Genomic DNA, 16,681 nt, shown 5'->3' with positions numbered 1-16,681 from the left:
ACTTATTCGGGTAGGTTCATCTCTATTAAACCTTCGGGCGTATTGACGACCACGGTTTTATTAGGTTTGTCGATTTTAACCATAAACTCGTCGATCATCGGAATAAGTATTTCCGTGCCTTTATGGTCTACAATAAATAAAGGTTGAGGCGTGCTGTCGTCTATGCCTAAAATTTTACCCACCTCACCAAACCTTTCGTCATGCAAGGTAGATCCAATGATTTCATGGTAATAGAATTGATCCTTTTCCAGTTTCGGTAAAAACTTGAGGGGTAAATAAACAGCACATTTTACAATGGCATCAGCATCTTCTTCAGAATAAACATCTTCAAACTGGACACGTAATAAATCTGCTTTAGGTGCGCTGCTACTTTCAATAAAATAAGGCAATAATTGTTTCCCTTTTTCTATATAGACAAAGTCCAGGTCTTGATAGATTTCGGGAGAATCCGTATCGAGTTTAAGAATAACTTCTCCTTTAAAACTATATTTTTTGACAATTTTTCCTAAATAAAAACAATCCTTTTTTTGCATGGCCAATCAAAATATTCGGCAAATTTACCGCATTTTATTGAATGAGTCTAAATTGATTTTTTTGAGTTGATTCTCTCTTAAAATATTTTGGCTAAAGTTCTTTATTCTCTAACTTGCGCGCTATCAAAACATAAATAAATATAACAATGATAAAGTTACGAGTAATGGTTGTTGCGTTAATTTTGGTCAGCGCAATTTCATGTAAACAAAAGGAAAAACAAGATAAAACCGAGGTAATGGAAACAACGAACACACTGTTGAAAGATTGGGAGGGGCCTTATGGCGGAGTTCCTGCCTTTGATCAAATGAAAGTTTCTGATGTAAAAGAGGCTTTGGAGAAGGGGATGGAATTACATTTGGCGGAGATTGATGCTATTGCCAATCAAACGTCTGAACCAACTTTTGAAAATACCATCGAAGAGATGGAAAGGGCCGGTAAGAAAATTGATGATGTATTTGTGTACTACGGAATTTTTAGTAGCAATATGTCGAGCCCAGAATTTAGAGAGATTCAGAAAGAGATGTCGCCTGTATTGTCTGAGTACAGATCTAAAATTTCTCAAAACGAAAAATTATTTACAAGAATAAAAGCAGTTTATGAGAAATCTCAAAAAGAGCCACTCGCAGCAGATCAGCAAAGGGTGGTGGATCTGATCTACAAGAATTTTGAAATGAACGGAGCAAATCTGGACGCAGAAAAAAAGAAGCGTTATGCAGAAATCAATAAAGAGCTTTCCGCTTTGTATACCCAATTTTCTAACAATGTATTGCACGATGAAGAGAATTATATCACCTATTTAAACAAAGATCAATTGGGTGGCTTATCTGAATCAATGATAAAATCTGCTGCAAAAATTGCCGAAGACAATGGAAGAACAGGTGAGTATGCCATCACCAATACAAGATCTTCTATGGATCCTTTTTTAACATTTTCCACAGAGCGGGATCTCAGAGAAAAAGTCTGGAAAAATTACTATTCAAGAGGAGATAACAATGACGAATTTGACAATAAAAAAATTATTGCAGACATTCTTAAATTGAGAAGAGAGCGCGTACAATTATTGGGTTACGACAATTATGCCGAATGGCGTTTGCAGGACCGAATGGCAAAAAACCCTGAAAATGCCATGAAATTGATGGATGCTGTTTGGCCGGCTGCGATTGGTAGGGTAAAAGAAGAGGTGCAAGATATGCAGGCGATTGCAGATGCCAATGGCGATAAAATTACCATTGAACCATGGGATTATCGTTTTTATGCAGAAAAAGTGAGAAAGAAAAAATACGATCTTAACTCTGAAGAAGTAAAACAATATTTGCAATTGGATAAATTACGCGAAGCGATGTTTTATGTGGCGGGAAGATTATTCAATTACGATTTTACCCCTGTCACAGAGGGTACTGTACCTGTTTTTCAGCAAGATGTAAAGGTTTGGGAAGTAACGGATAAGGATACAAAAGCACATATTGGTTTGTGGTATCTGGATCCGTATGCGCGCACCGGAAAAAGATCTGGCGCTTGGGCTACGATGTACAGAAGTTATAGCACTTTTGATGGAAAAGAAACCGTTTTAGCCTCTAACAATTCTAATTTTGTAAAACCGGCTCCTGGAGAAGCAGTCTTAGTTTCTTGGGATGATGCAACCACTTTCTTTCATGAATTTGGCCACGCCTTGCATTTTTTTAGTAGCAATGTAAAATACCCCACTTTAAATGGTGGTGTGCGAGATTATACAGAATTTCAATCTCAATTGTTAGAAAGATGGTTGTCTACAGATGAGGTGATCAATCAATTTTTGGTGCATTATAAAACAGGTGAAGTTATACCTGCCGGCTTGGTAGAGAAAATTAAGAATGCGGCCACATTTAATCAAGGGTTTTCTACGACAGAATATTTGGCATCAGCGATCATGGATATGAAATTTCATTTGGCAGATCCGAGTAATATTGATGTAGCTGAATTTGAGAAAAATACATTGGAAGAAATGAATATGCCAAAAGAATTGGTAATGCGACATAGAACACCGCATTTCGGACATGTATTTTCAAGTGAAGGCTATGCCACTGCCTATTATGGCTATATGTGGGCAGATGTGCTAACAGCAGATGCTTCTGAAGCTTTTAGAGACGCCCCTAATGGATTTTATGATAAAGAACTTTCTGCCAACCTTGTAAAGTATTTATTTGCACCGAGAAATTCTATGGATCCTGCAGATGCGTATAAATTATTTAGAGGTCGGGATGCAGAAATAGAAGCTCTGATGAGAGACAGAGGCTTTCCTATTCCAAAGAAGGAATAAGTGTAGTGTATAAAACAAAAAACCAGGCTTTAAGCCTGGTTTTTTTTATCGATTTAAAAAAGAATTATTCTTTTTCGTTTTTAGCTTCCTCCACTACATCATCAATAGTTTTAGCAGCTTCTTCTTCTACTTTAGGTGCGTTTGCAGCCGCTTCGGCAGCTTTTGCATCAGCTTCAGCTTTAATTCTTTCGTTTTCAGCTTCTTCTACAGCAGCAACACGTTTAGCGTTGATTTCTTTTTCAGCTTCTAAAACCTTAGCAGCAGCAGCCTCCTTCGCTTTTGTAAGGTCAGATTTTTTGCTTTCTATTTTGTTTTCTTTTTCGCTTACCCAAGCTTGGAATTTCTCTTCAGCCTGCTCTTCAGTTAAAGCTCCTTTTCTTACTCCTGCAAGCAAGTGGTGTTTTAACAAAGCTCCTTTATAAGATAAAATTGCTCTGGCAGTGTCTGTAGGTTGTGCTCCATTTTGCAACCATTTTACGGCGGCATCTACATTTAATTCTATGGTAGCTGGATTAGAAGTAGGATTATAAGTTCCTATTTTTTCTAACATTCTACCATCTCTTTTTGAACGAGCATCTGCGGCAACTACCCAAAAGAATGGTTTACCTTTTTTCCCGTGTCTTTGTAATCTAATTTTAACTGACATAATTTGTTAAATTTTTTGGTACGAAACCAAGGTTATTAATTAAGGCTGCAAAAGTAAGAAATATTTTAGTATTCAATTCAAATAATCTACTTATTTTAAGGCTTTTGTTGTAAGTTTAGTTTTCGTGTTGATAAAATTCAGGCAAATCTTGGTTATTGAAACTAAGGATGAATTATATTTATCGCTTCGAAAAAAGCAAAAACCCTATTCATGTATTTAATTTTTGATACGGAAACCACCGGTTTACCCAAACGTTTTAATGCACCCATCTCGGATACCGATAATTGGCCCAGAGTGATACAAATTGCCTGGCAATTGCACGGAGCTATGGGAGAGTTGCTCGAGCAAAAGGATTTTTTGATCTACCCCGATGGATTCAACATTCCCTTTGATGCTGAGCAAATACATGGTATTTCTACTGCTTTGGCGGAAGAAAAAGGTGTCGATCTAGAATCTGTGCTGGAACAATTCAACGAAGTATTGACGAAGACAAAATTTGTTGTGGGTCAAAATGTGGGTTTTGATATCAATGTTTGGGGTTGTGAATTTTACAGGGCCGGAATTGATTCTGTGCTGGAAAAACTCCCTGTATTAGATACCTGTACAGAACAAACTGCTCTTTTATGTGAGTTACCTGGAGGTAAAGGAGGGAAATTCAAATTACCAACCCTCACAGAACTTTATCAGCAATTATTTAATGAAGGATTTGATGAAGCGCATAACGCCACCTCGGATGTAGAGGCTACTACGAGATGTTTCTTAGAACTGATAAGAGGAGGCCATTTTTCTGCATCTGATTTACAATGTGATGCCTCTTATTTTAAAGAATTTAAAGAGGTCAATGCTAAAACCATACAATTGATCGGTTTAAAGCATGTCAATTTAAAAAAAGAAAGTAAAAAGTTAGAGCAAAAAACCAAGGCTGAACCTGTAAAAAAGAAAGTCGAAGATCATCATATCGAAGCATTAGATGAGGCTCAATTTTCGCATTTGCACAACCATTCTCAATTTTCGGTCTTGCAATCTACCTCAGGAGTCTCCTCTTTGGTCAAAGCTGCCATTCAGCAAAAAATGCCTGCTGTGGCCTTGACCGATATTGGCAATATGATGGGTTCTTTTGTGTTTGTGAAAGAGATTCTTCAGCACAATGCCAACGCAGAAAACCCTATCAAACCTATTGTAGGGTGCGAGTTGAATGTTTGCGAAGATCATCTCAATAAAAGTCAGAAAGACAATGGTTATCAAATTGTATTTCTCGCAAAAAATAAGAAAGGGTATCAGAATTTAGCCAAGATGGCGTCGATTGCTTATATCGATGGTTTTTACTATGTCCCAAGAATTGACAAAAAGATTGTTGAAAAATACAAAGAGGATTTAATTGTTCTTAGCGGAAATCAATACGGTGAGATTCCGAACAAGATTTTGAATATCGGCGAGAATCAGGCCGAAGAAGCACTGCTTTGGTGGAAAGAACAATTTGGTGATGATTTTTATTTGGAATTGGTAGATCACCAACAGGATTTCGAAAAGCACATCAACGATGTTTTGATAACATTTGCCCACAAACATCAGGTCAAATTAGTTGCAACCAACGACACCTATTACATCAACAAAACTGATGCAGAATCGCATGATGTACTTCTTTGTGTAAAAGATGGGGAAAAAATTGCCACACCCATAGGGCGAGGCAGGGGTTACCGCTACGGACTGCCAAATAACGAATATTATTTTAAGAGTCAGGAAGAGATGAAAAATCTCTTTAAACAGGTGCCCGAAGCAATTTTGAACATTCAGGAAATTGTCGATAAAGTTGAAACATATAAATTATCGAGGGAGGTACTCTTACCAAAATTCGATATACCTGAGCGTTTTATTTCTGAAGAAGATGAAAAAGATGGAGGTAAAAGAGGGGAAAATGCTTATTTGAAACACCTTACTTATGAGGGCGCCAAAAAAAGGTATCCCGAGATCACTGATGACATCAAAGAAAGACTCGACTTTGAGTTACAGATCATAGAAAAAACAGGTTATCCGGGTTATTTTTTGATCGTAGAAGATTTTATCAGAGAAGCCAGAAACATGGGAGTTTCTGTGGGTCCGGGTAGAGGTTCTGCGGCTGGTTCTGCGGTTGCCTATTGTTTGGGAATTACCAATATAGACCCTATAAAATACGATTTGCTTTTTGAGCGATTTCTGAATCCCGACAGGGTTTCTATGCCTGATATTGATATTGATTTTGATGATGAAGGTAGGCAAAGTGTGATCGATTATGTGATCAACAAGTACGGATCTAATCAGGTGGCACAAATTATAACTTACGGTACCATGGCGGCGAAATCTTCGATCAGAGATACGGCCAGGGTTCTGGATTTACCTCTGTCTGATGCAGATAGGATCGCGAAATTAATTCCCAATCTGAAACTTAGGGATGTTTTTGGTGAAGATGAAAAGAGCAAGAACAAAGTAAACGGCCTAAGAAAAGAAGAACTTGACAAGGTAGACGAACTCAAAAAATTGATGCTCACCACGGGCTTAGAAGGTAAGACTATCAAACAAGCTATTAATTTAGAGGGTTCTTTAAGAAATACAGGAACCCATGCCTGCGGGGTCATTATTACGCCTGAAGATATTACCAATTTGATTCCGGTATCAACTGCCAAGGGCACAGATATGTATGTTACCCAGTATGACAACAGCGTGGTAGAGGATGCAGGTTTGCTCAAAATGGATTTTCTGGGTTTAAAAACATTAACCCTCATCAAAGACACGGTTAAAATTGTAAAAGCTTTACACAATGTTCAGTTAGATCCTGATGAGTTTCCTTTAGACGATTTAAAAACCTACGAGCTTTTTCAACGCGGAGAAACAGTGGGTATTTTTCAGTATGAATCGCCCGGGATGCAAAAACATATGAAGGCTTTGAAGCCAACAGAATTTGCGGATCTCATTGCGATGAATGCCTTGTACAGACCGGGTCCGATGGAATATATTCCGCAGTTTATCGACAGAAAACACGGAAGAGAGGAGATTAAATATGATCTGCCTGAAATGGAGGAGTATTTAAAAGAGACCTATGGGATTACCGTGTACCAAGAGCAGGTAATGCTCTTGTCACAAAAGCTCGCCGGATTTACCAAAGGTGAAGCAGATATGCTCAGGAAAGCAATGGGAAAAAAGATCTTTGCTTTGCTCGAAAAGCTCAAACCAAAATTTATTGAAGGCGGCAAGAAAAATAACCATCCGGAAGATGTTTTAGAAAAGGTTTGGAAAGACTGGGAAGCTTTTGCGGCCTATGCTTTTAACAAATCTCACTCTACCTGTTACGCCTATATCGCTTACCAAACTGCTTATCTAAAAGCCCATTATCCGGCAGAATATCTGGCGGCAGTGTTGAGCAATAACATGAACGACATCAAGCAGGTCACTTTTTTTATGGAAGAATGCAAACGTGCGGGAATTAAGGTTTTAGGACCTGATGTCAACGAATCTTTCTACAAATTTGCTGTCAATAAAGAAGGGGCGATCAGGTTTGGTATGGGTGCTGTAAAAGGAGTGGGTGGTGGAGCCGTAGAAGCCATTGTTTCAGAAAGAAAGGAAAACGGCCCCTATAAATCTATCTTCGATCTGGCTAAAAGAATTGATCTAAGAGCGGCCAATAAAAAAGCTTTTGACAGTTTGATCTTGGCCGGTGGTTTTGACTCTTTTGAAAACATTCATCGGGCGCAATATTTCGCCACAGACGAAAAAGGACAAACCATTATTGAAAAGGCACTCAGGTTTGGGAATAAATTTCAGGAAAATAAAAATTCGGCGCAGGTTTCTCTTTTTGGAGAAGCTTCAAAAGTTCAGTTTGATGAACCTACCATAGATGAAGCACCTGAGTGGAATGTAATGAAGAAATTGGCCAAAGAAAAAGAAGTGATCGGGATGTACATTTCCGGTCATCCCTTAGATGATTACAAAACAGAGATAGAATATTTTTGCAATGGGCGATTAGAAATGTTGAGAGACCTCAACAGGTTGGAAGGGGTAGAGCTGACATTGGCTGGTGTAGTAAGCGATGTCCAGCACAGGGTTGCAAAGAACGGAAAAGGCTGGGCTTCTTTCTTTTTAGAAGATTTTAGCGAGAGTTATGAGTTTAGAATTTTTAACGAAGATTACCTTAAATTCAAACATTTTCTGGTGCCGAATTCCTTTTTATTTGTCAAAATTAGAATGGCGAGAGCATGGCGAGACGGAGATGTGCGGACACAATTTATTTCGATGCAATTGCTTCAGGATGTCATGGAACAACTCGCGAAAAAAATTACTTTGAATCTCAATATCAACCAAATAGATGAGAAGAAAGTAGATGAATTAAAGACCATCGCCAAGCGACATTCCGGAGATAAAAGTTTGCATTTTCTTATTACAGACCCCGAAGATAAGGTGAAGATCAATATGCCTAGCAGGGGTGTAAAGGTGAATATTTCGAAAGATTTTTTAGAAGAACTTCAGTCGTATGAATTGAATTTCAAAATCAACTAATTGTTCGTTTTTTCTACCTAAAAAGAGCCAAATTATTATATTTTTACAGGATAAAATAACGGAATGAGAATACATTTTATTTCTATTGGAGGTAGCGCCATGCACAATTTGGCCTTGAGTCTTTTAGACAACGGACATCATATAACCGGTAGTGATGATGAGATTTTTGAACCCTCAAAATCTCGCTTAAAAGCCAATGGTTTGTTACCTGAAAAAATGGGTTGGTTCGAAGAAAATATTACCCCAGATATTGAGGCTATCGTTTTGGGTATGCACGCAAAAGGAGATAATCCTGAGTTGTTGAAAGCAGAAAAACTGGGCTTGAAAATATATTCTTATCCCGAATTCCTCTACGAGCAGTCAAAAAATAAAACCCGCGTTGTCATTGGTGGTTCGCATGGAAAAACCACCATTACTTCGATGATCCTGCACGTGATGAAATACCACAACATCGATATAGATTATATGGTAGGTGCGCAGTTGGAAGGGTTTGACAGGATGGTTTATCTAACAGATCACAACGACTTTATTTTGTTGGAAGGTGATGAGTATCTTTCTTCTGCCCTAGACAGGAGACCGAAATTTCATTTGTACAAAGCGAATATTGCTTTGCTCAGCGGAATTGCCTGGGACCATATCAATGTTTTTAAAACCTATGAGAATTACGTAGATCAATTCAAAGAATTTATAGAAACCATGGTGCCCGGTGGTTTATTGGTCTATAATGAAGAAGACCCTGAGGTGAAAAGAATTGTAGAAGAAACCAGCCATAGTATTAAAAAGTATCCCTACACAACACCAGTTTACACACAGGATGAAGAAGGTGTTTATTTAGAAACGGATGAAGGAGACATAAGGTTAGAAATTTTCGGAAAACACAATTTGCAGAATTTGGCAGGTGCCAAGTTGATTTGCCAAAGTATGGGTGTAAGTGAGGATGAGTTTTACGAAGCTATTTCTTCTTTTAAAGGTGCGAGCAAAAGACTTGAATTATTGGCCGAAAACGATTCTACCATTGTGTTTAAAGATTTTGCCCACAGTCCGTCTAAAGTGAAAGCCACGACAGACGCGGTAAAAGAGAAATTTCCGCAGAAAAAGAATTTGGCCTGCTTAGAACTACATACCTACAGCAGTTTAAATGCAGAATTTTTGCATTTGTACAAAGGTGCTTTGGATAGCGCAGATGAGGCAGTGGTTTTCTACTCACCACATGCGGTAGAGATTAAAAAGTTAAAAGAAGTGACCAGAGAACAAATTGCAGAAGCTTTTGAAAGAGACGATCTTATAATTTATACCGATCCGGCTGAGTTTAAATCGTTTTTGTTTGAAAAAGATCTGACCGATACCGCCTTACTTTTTATGAGTTCTGGTAATTATGGCGGACTAGATCTGGAAGAAGTAAAAGCTTTGGTAAAATAGTTTTACTCTTTGTAGCCAAAGCGTTTCAGTTGACGGTCGTTTGAGCGCCAGTCTTTGTTCACTTTGACATACAGCTCTAAAAAGATCTTTTTATCGAAGAATTTTTCTAGGTCTTTTCTTGCTTCTGTCCCTACTTTTTTTAGGCCTGCTCCTTTATGGCCAATAATGATGCCTTTCTGGGTCTCACGTTCTACCATGATGATAGATCTTATTCTGATGATATCTTCCTCTTCGATAAACTCTTCGGTCTCAATTTCAACAGCATACGGAATTTCTTTTTTGAAATTGATGAGGATTTTTTCGCGAATGGTTTCATTGACAAAAAACCGCTCGGGCTTATCTGTTAACTGATCTTTGGGGTAATAAGGTTCTGAAACAGGAAGCAATTCTACGATCTGATTCAGTACTTTTTCTACATTAAAATTATTGAGTGCAGAAATAGGGTAAACAAAGGCGTTGGGCAATCTTTCTTGCCAGGTTTCGATTTGTTCTACCACAAATTCTTGAGAACTCTTATCAATTTTATTGATGAGAACGATAACAGGTGTTTTGGTGTTTTTAATCTTTTCAAAAAAGGCAGGATCTTTGAGTTCTTTTTCTCCACTTTCTATCATGTACAAAAGGACATCGGCATCTTCGAAAGCGGTTTTTACAAAATCCATCATAGAGCTTTGCAACTCGTAGGCAGGTTTAATAATTCCGGGGGTGTCAGAGAAAATAATTTGGTATTCCTCGGTATTCACAATCCCTAAAATTCTATGGCGGGTTGTTTGCGCTTTTGAGGTAATAATCGATAATTTTTCTCCAACCAAAACATTCATCAAAGTAGATTTACCCACATTTGGGTTGCCGATGATGTTTACAAAACCTGCTTTATGGCTCATTTCGATAATTTTGAGCAAAGGTAATTGAAATTAATGGAAAGCGTAGCCCATGATCAAATACAGACAAATACTAATTACCCCTGTAAATAGAGCATAGGGCAACTGTGTTCTTACGTGGTCTATATGATCGCTTGCCGAGGCCATAGATGAAATAATGGTGGTGTCTGAAATAGGCGAACAGTGGTCTCCGAACACACCGCCTCCCAAAGTTGCTGCAATCACCAGGAGTACGTTAGCCTGGTGCGTTTCTGCCATAGGAATAGCAATAGCCATCATGATGGCAAAAGTTCCCCAAGAAGTTCCGGTAGAAAAAGCGATGAATCCGCTGATCAAAAAAATCACGGCAGGTAAAAGTTCCGGCGACAAAAAGTCTTTCGACCAATTTGCCACATACTGTCCGGTGCCCAGTTGGTTACACGCTTCAGAAATAGCAAAGGCCAGCATCATTAAAAGTGCCAAAGGCATTAACTCACTAATTCCTTTAAAGACCAGGTCGACCATTTCTTTTAACTTCATCATACCCTGAGCTCTGTAAAGAACCATACTCACTAAAATGGCAGATATCACCGAATAGAGTACCGCCGAAGAACCAGAACCATTGCTGATGGCTTGGGTTAAATGGTCTATAAACCCATTTGATTTATCTACGCTGCTCCATCCGGTATAGGCCAGTGTAATGGGCATCATGGCCACCATGGTAAACAGAGGAACAATCATGTTGTAGGCGTGCGCTTTGATTCCTTCTTTGGGTTCGTAAGACGTGATTGATTCTGAAACCAAAGGGGTGCTATTTTCATTTTGAAGCTGTCCTGTTTCCCGGGTGCGTTTCTCAGCCTTTTTCATCGGTCCGAAATCTTTTCCGGTTATAATGATAAAAAAGAGCAGCAAAATGGTAAGGATTGGGTAAAAATTAAATTTGATAGAAGCCATCATCACCGGAAATGCATTGTCTATACCTTGCGTGAGCAACAAACCCATAACAAATGCGCCCCAGGCATTAAACGGAATCAAGATAGAAGAAGGAGCCGAACTTGAATCTGCAATATAGGCGAGTTTTTCTCTTGAGATTTTTAATCTGTCAAAAATAGGTCTGTACAAAGTACCTACGGTTAGCGAACTGATACTGGTTTCTACAAAAAGTAATAGTCCGGTGATAAGGGCAAACAACTGAACAATTGTTCTGCTTTTTCCTTGTTTTTTTGTTTCAATTTTTTCGATCAAACGGTTGATCATATTGATGAACCCTTCTACCCCTCTCGAGTATTGAATGAATAGGAGTAGGGCGCCCACTAAAGCGCTAAACATAATGGTTCTGGTATTTCCTTCGGATTTAAAAACGTTAACCAAGGCTTCAATAAAAGCGATGGTTCCGGTTAAAAAGTTCCAATCATTCATGATGAGCCAAGCAAACCAAATTCCAAAAAGTAGGGCGATATAAACTTGTTTAGTTCTTAGGGCAAGTATGATGGCAATGACCGGTGGTAAGACCGAGAGGATTCCATAATCCATTAAAAAATAATTTTCGAGATTGAATTAAAGCGGTAAATGTAAAAAAAACTTAAGGAAATGCATCTGTTTTGTTTTATCGCAAGCTTTTGATTTTTGAATGTCTACAATTTTACTGAGTCAGTGAATTTTTGCAACTCAAATTTTAGCGGTGTTTTTAAGACAAAAAACATTGGCTCTTATCGTGTAAAATCTTCGAAATTAATTATTTAAAGAAAGTGTTAAAAAATGTTAATATTTTCGTTAAAATTTACAAAAAAATGATTTAATTAGTATCTCATTTTGCACTCCCCCTGTTTTTTTGTCGCCATTTTTTGGCAGTCTCTGTTAGCTGCATGTTAACCTTTTGGTTTTTTTGTAATTAACAGTTGCGAAGCTGTGATTAATTGGAAGCAAAATGGCAAAAGTATCAGTAACCGAGGGTCATCATCAAGGTAAAAAAGTTTATTTGATCGAATTCCGTTATAACCACGAATTGATTCAACAGGTAAAATCTATCGGTTGTATTTGGAGTAAATCTAGAGGCAAATGGTATCTCAATTTCAATAAAGAAAACGAGCAACTGTTAAAGAATTTATTTCCATCAGAAATAAAGCGATTAAATGCTGCAAAACAGACCAAAACAAAACTTACTTCGGATGATTTTGACAAAGAAACGCTCAAGATTATACATGCTTATGTCAAGTATTTGAGAGGTAAACTTTACAGTGAAAGTACAGTAAAAAGTTATTACAATCATATTTTGGAGTTTTTATATTATACCAAAGGAAGGCCTATAGAGACTTTGAGTAATCGCGATGTAGAATTATTTGTGGAAGATGTTTATTTGAGCAGAAAATATTCGGCCAGTACGCACAGGCAGGTGATAAGTGCTATCAGGCATTTTAAGAATTTGTACAGCGATTGTTTGATTGATAATGTGGCTTTAGACAGTCCGGAAAAGAGTAGGTTTTTACCTTCGGTACTTGCTAAAGAAGAGGTTTTGCGTTTGTTGCAGGTAACTCAAAATTTAAAGCACCGCGCTATTTTGGCTTTGCTATATTCTGCGGGGTTGAGGATAGGTGAGTTGATCAATTTAAAATTGAGTCATATTGATATTTCGCGAAGGCAGTTGATCGTAAAGAGTGGCAAGGGCAGAAAGGACAGGTATGTTATTTTGGCGAACAGTTTTTTGCCTTTGTTGAATAATTATTTGTTTAGTTACAAGCCTGAAATTTATTTTGTAGAGGGAACAAAAGCCGGTGAGCCTTATACGGCAGGAAGTATAAGGAATTTTTTGAGGAAGAGTTGCAAAAAGGCCGGGATCAGGAAGTTGGTAACCCCGCATACTTTGAGGCATAGTTATGCCACACATTTATTAGAAAACGGGGTTGACATACGGTATATTCAGGTATTGTTAGGGCATTCGAGGCCCGAGACGACCATGGTATATACCCATGTAGCAAAAAGGGATATGTTGGCGATAGAGAGTCCTTTGGATACAATGGTAAAGACATTTATGGAAACTGATAATGGCGATAAAAAACTAACGATATCCCGCGATTTAAACTTATAAATAACTATTTTAGTTTTAGTATAACACGTTACCTGCAAGCTGAAAAAATGAAAATACGTCATCTAATAAGTCTTCTAATTATTCCAATCGTCCTTTCAAGTTGCGGAATGAACTCGATCGAAGGAATGAAAAATAATATTGATGAAAAATCAAATGAAATAACTGACTTGAAAAACTACTTCAATGAGATAATTCCAGAAAACTATATTGTAAGAATTCAATACAATTCCTCAAGTAATGTTGACTTATTTGTATATGCACCAACTCAGGATTCAACGGAACGAGAAAAATTATTCGGACAGTGGGATGTAGACTTGGATGACTATAAAGAAACCCCTCAAACCGAATACGAAAAGAAATATCACGGAAAGACGAAATCCTTGGAATTAGTTAAGAATAAATTGAACTGGACTTCAGAAACATTCAGCAAATTATATGAAAAGCTAGAGAAAGCAAATTGTATAGGAATATGTAACAGAAAACCAATTGAAGTCGAATACGGCTTTAGCGGAATGGCACTTTTAAGCTTTCTGGTATTTGATGAAAATTTGACCGTTGAACAGCAAGAAGAATATTCGGATGATTGTACGAGTATGTTTTATAAAGATAATATAGTTTTAAATTATGGAAGCGGTGCGACAGGTAGTCTATGCACACCTGAATTTAAAAGAAAACAATAAAGCCAGCAGGTAACAATGTATATAAAAAATAGGCGAAATAGTAATAAAAACAAGGCTTGTGGCTCGTATCAAACTTTGTGTTTAACCGAAAGGTTGGTGCTTCAAAATCGCCTACTTTTCATATACTAAACGTTGGCAACAATAAGAAAATGAGAATACTTAAACTAGCTTTTTTACTTCTATTAATTATTTCTTGCAAACAAAAAAAGCAGGAAATTGAGCCTGAAGTAAAAACTGAAAAGCAAGAATCGGAATCCATAACTGAACAAGAACAAATGGAAATTAAAATGGACTCGATTTATGAAATATACAAAAAGGGTAAAGTTGAAAATTATGATTGGGATTTGGCTTTTGAAAAAGCTAAAAATTATCAAAAAGTATCTGAAACCTACTCTGACAAAAAATTGATTCCGAAAGATTTTTTGGAATTTAGTCAAAGATTTATTTCTGACCCTGATTTTCAAAAAACGCATATAGATTTTGAAACCCTCATAGCAGTTATTGGAGCTTGTGAAGAAACTTATATTTTAAAAGAAAATAATTGGGTGCATTTTGATTGGGAATTTTTAAATGAAATTGGAATTGATGAAGAGTGGAACAATACATTTAATTTTTCGAAAAATATATTCTACGCTGAATATGAACTAAAAGAAGTTGGGACAATTACAATGCTTGGATTTGAAAAAATAAATGGAAAATGGAATTTGACTTTATACATTGGAAATGATTGCTAAATTACTGTTGCCAACAATGTATAACCGCAATTACGGCGGATTCGACTACGTCCGAATCCACTCGGAATTGCTAAAGCCTGTACTAAACCGAAAAATAACGCTTATTAACCCGTAACTGACGGTTATACGAAACCGTTGGCGGTAATGCAATGACAAAAAGAATCAAACATATATTAATTGCTTTTCTGACATTTTGGACAACAGAAATTTTCGCGAGTCCACAGATGCCAGACTATGTGGTTTTTGGAAAAGACACAATAGCCACTTACAACCTGATTCTTGAAGAATATTTGCAACGGCAAAACTCAACAGAAACAGAACAACTTTTTGGACTCACGTTTCGAGAAGGAGCATCTTTTAATTGCTGGCGGGGTTATCAGGCAATCTACCTGATAGAGAATAACAGTTTGTTCTTGATTGACATAATCAATTGTGGTGAACTAAGGAATGGGAAAATAGACAAAAGCCAATCCAATGAAAAAATGAAATCCATTTTTGGTGAAAGGTTGAAAAATGGAAAAGTTTTTATTAATTGGTTTGACGGATACATCAATTTTCCATTGAACGATGAAGTCGTAAGATGGGACGGAGTTTTCTACACAATATTTGCAAGAGAAACAGTTTTAACTATTAAAAATGGACTTGTTGAAAGAGAAGAAGATTTCGACAATTATATCGATGACCCGAAAAGAATCGATAGACGTGATAAGAGTAAAATATCCGACTTGCTATTTAAGAAGCTGAAAAAAGCGAAATGGAAGAACCCCAATGAATTCGACTGTTCTGAAACATATTTTGTGACAATTAACGAAAATGGAGTTGTTTCAAAGGTCAGAATGGCTCTATCTGACGAACAAATTGATGAATATTACGACCAAGACGAATTTAATTTTTGCATTGACAAAATGACGACAGCTTTAAAAGATTTGAAATTCGACATTATCTTAGATAAGGGAAAACCGATATCTGAAGACATCTATATTGAAATCTGGATTGAGGACAACGGGAAAATTGAGAATTGGACAAATTAAAAAAGCACATACCGCCAACATCGGTTATAATTCAGCGCGTATTTTACAAGTTATAAACATCAAGAAATCAAGAAAAATCAAGGTAGCAAGCAAAACTATTTTTGCATTTTCGCGGCACAATTGTAACTCGTCAGCTTGCCGCTCAAACGCAAAGACTTAATCGCGCCGCAATCATAACTATAACCGTTGGCATTAATTTAAAATCAAATAACAATGAAAAGCAAGAATTTAATTTTTTTAGTATTTTTTTTAGTCGCATCTGCAATTTATTCACAGAATGAAAGTTCAAAATTTAAAGTGGATACTGGTACTTTAAGCTATGACATTTCTGCTGAAAATATAGACGAGCTAAGGAATTTTGATTGGGACTTTATTTTGGAATCATTTAAAAATAACCCTCCAAATAAACCAATTTCTCTGAGTTTCGAATATAATAAGGAGAGTAAATTAGGTGAAACAAAAATTGATAGTTTTTCCTTTAAAGTTTCAGGTAAATCTTCTGAAGCAGAGGAAATAGTGGATAAGTCCAAAAGTATTATAACTGAGTTTATTTCAAAAAACTAATGCCAACACTGGTTATAATTCAGCGCGCATTTTACAAGCTAGAAACATCAAGAAATCAATAAAAATTAAGGTAGCGAGCAAACCTATTTTTGCATTTTCGCGGCACAATTGTAACTCGTCAGCTTGCCGCTCAAACGCAAACAATTAATCGCGCCGCAATCATAACCATAACCGTTAGCTTACATTTAACTAATTTAAAATTCATGAAAAAAATTCTAATTATCGTCATGTTCTGTTTACTGTCAAATGTTTATGGACAAACAGATCAAAATTATAGTGAAACTCTTAAAGAAATGTTTGATGTC

The 16,681-nt window shown here is 36.9% G+C and carries 12 protein-coding genes; 8 read left to right on the top strand and 4 right to left on the bottom strand.

The window, feature by feature from the left end; genetic code table 11:
* Positions 1 to 2: 2 nt before the first annotated feature.
* Complete coding sequence (gene rimM, locus ACFQ39_RS01935) at positions 3 to 533, bottom strand: ribosome maturation factor RimM (RefSeq protein ID WP_377175891.1); 531 nt, start codon at positions 531 to 533, stop codon at positions 3 to 5.
* A 146-nt stretch (positions 534 to 679) separates the two neighbouring features.
* Between rimM and ACFQ39_RS01930 the strand changes: the two genes are divergently transcribed.
* A complete protein-coding gene (locus ACFQ39_RS01930) occupies positions 680 to 2,830 on the top strand; it encodes a M3 family metallopeptidase (protein ID WP_377175889.1) in 2,151 nt (716 codons plus the stop codon).
* 64 nt (positions 2,831 to 2,894) lie between these two features.
* Here the strand turns inward: ACFQ39_RS01930 and ACFQ39_RS01925 are convergent, their stop codons facing one another.
* Positions 2,895 to 3,476, bottom strand: a complete 582-nt coding sequence (locus ACFQ39_RS01925; protein ID WP_377175887.1) for a 30S ribosomal protein S16 — start codon at positions 3,474 to 3,476, stop codon at positions 2,895 to 2,897.
* 210 nt (positions 3,477 to 3,686) lie between these two features.
* Here ACFQ39_RS01925 and dnaE point away from each other — a divergent pair, with 210 nt between their 5' ends.
* On the top strand, positions 3,687 to 8,003 hold the full coding sequence (dnaE, locus tag ACFQ39_RS01920; RefSeq protein WP_377175885.1) for a DNA polymerase III subunit alpha: 4,317 nt from the start codon (positions 3,687 to 3,689) through the stop codon (positions 8,001 to 8,003).
* Between the two features lie 63 nt (positions 8,004 to 8,066).
* Positions 8,067 to 9,422: a UDP-N-acetylmuramate--L-alanine ligase gene (locus ACFQ39_RS01915; protein ID WP_377175883.1), complete on the top strand. Its 1,356-nt coding sequence runs from the start codon at positions 8,067 to 8,069 to the stop codon at positions 9,420 to 9,422.
* Positions 9,423 to 9,424: 2 nt separating this feature from the next.
* Here ACFQ39_RS01915 and era read toward each other — a convergent pair whose 3' ends face one another.
* A complete protein-coding gene (gene era / locus ACFQ39_RS01910) occupies positions 9,425 to 10,306 on the bottom strand; it encodes a GTPase Era (RefSeq protein ID WP_377175881.1) in 882 nt (293 codons plus the stop codon).
* Positions 10,307 to 10,336: 30 nt separating this feature from the next.
* Positions 10,337 to 11,815 (bottom strand): Na+/H+ antiporter NhaC family protein, encoded by a 1,479-nt coding sequence (locus ACFQ39_RS01905; RefSeq protein WP_377175879.1) that lies wholly within the window; start codon positions 11,813 to 11,815, stop codon positions 10,337 to 10,339.
* A 394-nt stretch (positions 11,816 to 12,209) separates the two neighbouring features.
* Between ACFQ39_RS01905 and ACFQ39_RS01900 the strand changes: the two genes are divergently transcribed.
* The 5 genes from ACFQ39_RS01900 (at position 12,210) to ACFQ39_RS01880 (ending at position 16,376) form a co-directional block, all read left to right on the top strand.
* Complete coding sequence (locus ACFQ39_RS01900; protein WP_377175877.1) at positions 12,210 to 13,367, top strand: tyrosine-type recombinase/integrase; 1,158 nt, start codon at positions 12,210 to 12,212, stop codon at positions 13,365 to 13,367.
* Between the two features lie 47 nt (positions 13,368 to 13,414).
* Positions 13,415 to 14,047: a hypothetical protein gene (locus tag ACFQ39_RS01895; protein WP_377175875.1), complete on the top strand. Its 633-nt coding sequence runs from the start codon at positions 13,415 to 13,417 to the stop codon at positions 14,045 to 14,047.
* Positions 14,048 to 14,196: 149 nt separating this feature from the next.
* On the top strand, positions 14,197 to 14,781 hold the full coding sequence (locus ACFQ39_RS01890; RefSeq protein ID WP_377175873.1) for a hypothetical protein: 585 nt from the start codon (positions 14,197 to 14,199) through the stop codon (positions 14,779 to 14,781).
* A gap of 149 nt (positions 14,782 to 14,930) precedes the next feature.
* Positions 14,931 to 15,812, top strand: a complete 882-nt coding sequence (locus ACFQ39_RS01885; protein WP_377175871.1) for a hypothetical protein — start codon at positions 14,931 to 14,933, stop codon at positions 15,810 to 15,812.
* 213 nt (positions 15,813 to 16,025) lie between these two features.
* Positions 16,026 to 16,376 (top strand): hypothetical protein, encoded by a 351-nt coding sequence (locus ACFQ39_RS01880; protein ID WP_377175869.1) that lies wholly within the window; start codon positions 16,026 to 16,028, stop codon positions 16,374 to 16,376.
* The last annotated feature ends 305 nt before the right edge of the window (positions 16,377 to 16,681 follow it).

Origin of the sequence: Namhaeicola litoreus (assembly GCF_042679565.1) — a bacterium.
Taxonomy (GTDB): domain Bacteria; phylum Bacteroidota; class Bacteroidia; order Flavobacteriales; family Flavobacteriaceae; genus Namhaeicola; species Namhaeicola litoreus.
Note: the sequence above shows the minus strand (reverse complement) of the source record. Positions and strands in the feature narration are given on the sequence as shown.